This is a genomic window from Stenotrophomonas sp. RS-48 (genome assembly GCF_030053245.1).
GTDB lineage: Bacteria > Pseudomonadota > Gammaproteobacteria > Xanthomonadales > Xanthomonadaceae > Stenotrophomonas > Stenotrophomonas maltophilia_P.
Genome location: NZ_JASGBV010000131.1, coordinates 1 through 4688, shown reverse-complemented (window position 1 = coordinate 4688; position 4688 = coordinate 1). Strand labels below are relative to the sequence as shown.

The 4688-nt window shown below is 60.5% G+C and carries 3 protein-coding genes and 1 pseudogene; all 4 read right to left on the bottom strand.

The annotated features are described in order from the left end of the window. Positions 1 to 122: 122 nt before the first annotated feature. Positions 123 to 704, bottom strand: a pseudogene (locus QMZ25_RS18610) (DUF4231 domain-containing protein); the annotation flags it as partial. Next, complete coding sequence (locus QMZ25_RS18605; RefSeq protein ID WP_283220109.1) at positions 701 to 1201, bottom strand: TIR domain-containing protein; 501 nt, start codon at positions 1199 to 1201, stop codon at positions 701 to 703. The gene QMZ25_RS18605 and the pseudogene QMZ25_RS18610, both read right to left, overlap by 4 nt. Positions 1202 to 1366: 165 nt before the next feature. Next, positions 1367 to 2932 carry a glutamine-hydrolyzing GMP synthase gene (gene guaA / locus QMZ25_RS18600; protein WP_164153014.1) on the bottom strand — a complete coding sequence of 522 codons (1566 nt, stop codon included), beginning with the start codon at positions 2930 to 2932 and terminating at the stop codon, positions 1367 to 1369. Between the two features lie 105 nt (positions 2933 to 3037). Further along, positions 3038 to 4495, bottom strand: coding sequence for an IMP dehydrogenase (guaB, locus tag QMZ25_RS18595; protein WP_053517615.1), 1458 nt, complete (start codon positions 4493 to 4495; stop codon positions 3038 to 3040). Positions 4496 to 4688: the final 193 nt, after the last annotated feature.

Below are 4688 nucleotides of genomic sequence, written 5' to 3'. Positions count from 1 at the left end.
AGTGCTGCGACAGCCCGAAACCGATCACGCACAGCCCGAAGCCCGCGACCGCAGACAACAGCACCCGGCCAGTAATCACCCTGCGGACTAAGGACCTTCCCCAAAGCAAAAAGCAGAGCCAAGAAATTAACCATAACCAACACAAAAAACCATCTACGCGAGAGCCTTCTATTTATACCAGCCTTGGATATGTACCATGAATGCTGATTATCTACTCGCGACCGCAAATAAAATGACACGCGCTCATCAAGATTCAAACATCTAACTTGGCGCATCCTATCGGTCAATGGAACCCCGCCAAAGAAATCCAGAGATATTTCCGATATCTTCTTATTCGATGATATTATATCAGACAAATGCTCCTTAAATTTTCGCTCAGCACGCGCCAAATCACCATCGAAAGGTGCCGCCCGCATCATAAATCGCCAAGACACAGTCTTTATCGACTCCGCGAGCGCGCGCGCGCCATACCAATTTCTCTGAGGCTGCTTACTCCCTAGATATATTGTAATTGCGAGCGTCGCAAGCAAAGGAATAACCTGAATTACCGCAAAAACCTGGCTCTTTATATTCGCCACTGACAAAGATGCGGCAAGTATAAGAAATATGTAATTAAAACCCAGCGCGAGAAAGAAATGCCCCTGCGATTCCGCCGAAGCAGAATCAGCAGCCCTGTAAATAGACGGATATTCTGCGTCTTTCACAATCCAATTCGCCTATATTCTTCGGGGTAGAAGTACAAATCCGCCATTTGACGATCACGGTAGAACTGAAATGCGTCGCAAAATTCGTCAAGTGCAAGCTCGATTGCTTTTGCCTTAAAAGGCACATGAATACTGCATGTACCACGCAAAACAGGAGGACATCGATCAACATCAAGCGAGCGTCCGCCATTTAAGTTAACGACAACAACGGGTATCTCCAAATCCAAGCAGGACTCAATTTCCCACCGGACGTATCTGTACAGATTTTTGGTACTTTCACCCACGAGAACAATGGCCTGCTTGGTAGCCGACAACCTTTCGCGAAGCACTCGCTTCACATATACCTCGCTGGCGGCACTTCCAATCGGCCTAATTGAATGCGCGTCAAGAAAATCAAAATCCATTCGCTCGTTTTTCACCCAACCCAGCATATATGCATAGGCCCACATATCCTTGTCACCATCGAATATCACGTAGGTCCTGTCGCGATAACCCATGTCAACCTCAAGCTGAACCGGAATTACGATTGTGCCATAAGATGATCTTCAGCATGAGTGATATGCCCTACATCCCAAAGGTGCCGAGGGCATTCCGCAATAACGAACAAACACAAAGAAAAGGGCGCCAAGGCGCCCAAATTCTTTGCAAAATTTCCTGGAAACTCATTCCCACTCAATAGTCGCCGGCGGCTTCCCCGAGATGTCATAAACCACCCGCGACACCCCCCGCAACTCATTGATGATCCGGTTGCTCACCGTCCCCAGGAACTCATACGGCAGATGCGCCCAGTGCGCCGTCATGAAATCGATCGTCTCCACCGCCCGCAGCGCAATCACCCACTCATAAGCCCGCGCGTCGCCCACCACGCCCACCGACTTCACCGGCAGGAACACGGCAAACGCCTGGCTGGTCTTGTCGTACAGGTCAGCCTTGCGCAGCTCATCAATGAAAATGGCATCGGCCTTGGCCAGCAGTTCGGCGTATTCCGGCTTCACCTCACCCAGAATGCGCACGCCCAGGCCCGGGCCCGGGAACGGGTGGCGGTAGACCATGGTGCGCGGCAGGCCCAGCTCAACGCCCAGGCGGCGCACTTCGTCCTTGAACAGCTCGCGCAGCGGCTCCACCAGGCCCAGCTTCATGTGCTCCGGCAGGCCGCCCACGTTGTGGTGGCTCTTGATCACATGCGCCTTGCCGGTCTTGCTGCCGGCCGACTCGATCACGTCCGGGTAGATGGTGCCCTGCGCCAGCCACTTGGCATTGCTCAGCTTGTTCGACTCTTCATCGAAGATCTCAACGAACAGGTTACCGATGATCTTGCGCTTGGCTTCCGGATCGCTCACGCCTTCCAGCGCCTTGAAGTAGCGGTCGGCGGCGTTCACGCGCACGACCTTCACGCCCATGTGCTCGGCGAACATCGCCATCACCTGGTCGCCTTCCTGCCAGCGCAGCAGGCCGGTATCCACGAACACGCAGGTCAGCTTTTCGCCGATGGCCTTGTGCAGCAGCGCAGCCACGACGGACGAATCGACGCCACCGGACAGGCCCAGGATCACTTCGTCATCGCCCACCTGTTCGCGCACGCGCGCGATCTGGTCGTCGATGATGTTGGCGGCGGTCCACAGGGTCTGGCAGCCGCACACGTCCACCACGAAGCGGCGCAGCAGCGCCTGGCCCTGCAGGGTGTGGGTCACTTCCGGGTGGAACTGCACGCCGTACCAGCGCTTTTCTTCGTTGGCCATGGCGGCCACCGGAATGCGGTCGGTGGTGGCGGTGATGGTGAAGCCCGGTGGCGCAACGGAGACGTGGTCGCCGTGGCTCATCCAGACATTCAGCTTCGGCTCGCCGCCGTGGTCGCTCAGGCCCTTGAACAGCGCATCAGGGTTGATCACGTTCACTTCGGCGTGGCCGAACTCGCGCTGGTCAGCGGCTTCGGTGGCACCGCCCAGCTGGGCCGCCAGGGTCTGCATGCCGTAGCAGATGCCGAAGATCGGCAGGCCGCTGTCGAACACTTCCTGCGGCGCGGCCGGGGCGCCCGGCAGCGTGGTCGATTCCGGGCCACCGGACAGGATGATGCCCTTGGCGCCGAAGCCGGCGATCTCGGCCGGGTTGTGGTCCCACGCCCAGATTTCGCAGTAGACACCCAGCTCGCGGATGCGGCGGGCAATCAGCTGCGTGTACTGCGCGCCGAAATCGAGAATCAGGATCTTGTCGTTATGGATGTTGGTCATGGCGCCCTGGCAATGCAGTAGGAAAAACGAACTCGGAATTTGCGGCGGCAGATGGAGAAAGAGGAACGGGAATCAGCTTCCTCGTTCCTCTTTGCTCGGCCCGCGTCAGGCGCGGTAGTTCGGCGGCTCTTTGGTGATCGTCACGTCGTGGACGTGGCTCTCACGCTGGCCGGCGCCGCTGATCTTCACGAACTTGGGCTTGCTGCGCATCTCGTCGATGGTGGCGCAGCCCACGTAGCCCATGGTGGCGCGCAGGCCGCCCATCAGCTGATGGATGATGCCGCCCACCGGGCCGCGGTACGGCACGCGGCCTTCGATGCCTTCCGGCACCAGCTTGTCGGCGGTGGCGGCGTCCTGGAAGTAGCGGTCCTTGGACCCCTTCTCCATCGCAGCCAGCGAGCCCATGCCGCGGTAGCTCTTGTACGAACGGCCCTGGTACAGCTCGGTCTCGCCCGGCGATTCCTCGGTACCGGCCAGCAGGCCACCGACCATGATGGTCGAGGCACCGGCGGCCAGCGCCTTGCCGATGTCGCCCGAGTAGCGGATGCCACCGTCGGCGATCAGCGGGATGCGGTCCTGCAGCGCTTCGGCCACCAGGTCGATGGCGGTGACCTGCGGCACGCCGACGCCGGCGACGACGCGGGTGGTGCAGATCGAGCCCGGGCCGATGCCGACCTTCACTGCGTCCGCGCCGCTGTCCAGCAGCGCCAGTGCGGCTTCGCCGGTGCAGATGTTGCCGCCGATGACCTGCACCTGCGGGAAGTTCTTCTTGACCCAGCTGACGCGGTCCAGCACGCCCTGCGAGTGGCCGTGCGCGGTATCGACCACGATCACGTCCACGCCGGCGGCGACCAGCGCTTCCACGCGGCGATCGGTATCGCCACCCACACCGACGGCAGCGCCGACCAGCAGGCGGGTCGACAGGTCCTTGGCGGCGTTCGGGAAGTCGGTGTTCTTCTGGATGTCCTTGACGGTGATCAGGCCACGCAGTTCGAACGAGTCATTGACCACCAGCACCTTCTCGATGCGGTTGCGGTGCAGCAGCTGCAGCACTTCGTCGGACGCGGCGCCTTCCTTGACCGTGATCAGGCGATCCTTCTTGGTCATGATGTGGCGGACCGGATCGTCCAGCTCGGTCTCGAAGCGCATGTCGCGGTGGGTCACGATGCCGGCCAGCAGGCCGTCGCTGCCCACCACCGGCACGCCGGAGATGTTGTGCGCCTGGGTCAGGGCCAGCACGTCACGGATCGTGGTTTCCGGGCCGACGGTGATCGGGTCGCGGATGACACCGGCCTCGAACTTCTTCACCTTGGCCACTTCCGCGGCCTGCTGTTCCAGGCTGAGATTCTTGTGGATGATGCCCATGCCGCCGAGCTGGGCCATGGCGATGGCCAGGCGGGCTTCGGTGACGGTGTCCATCGCGGCGGACAGGATCGGAAGCTTGAGCTTCAGGTCTCGGGTCAACCGCGTTTCGAGGTTGACGTCCTTGGGCAGGATGGTCGAGTGGGCGGGGACGAGCGAGACGTCGTCGTAAGTGAGTGCTTCAGCCTGGATGCGCAGCATCGGCATACCCGAGATGTGGGGAAGCGCGACATTTTACCTTGTTTTCGCGCCGCGTGGCAGGGGGTGGATGCGACGCAGTGTCGCGCGGGCGAAGCCGCGTTCAGCCGGTAGCGCAAGGCCCCAGGCCACCCCACCGGTAGCGCCGGGCCATGCCCGGCGAGCGCAGCGGCACAGCAGACAGCCGCCGGGCATG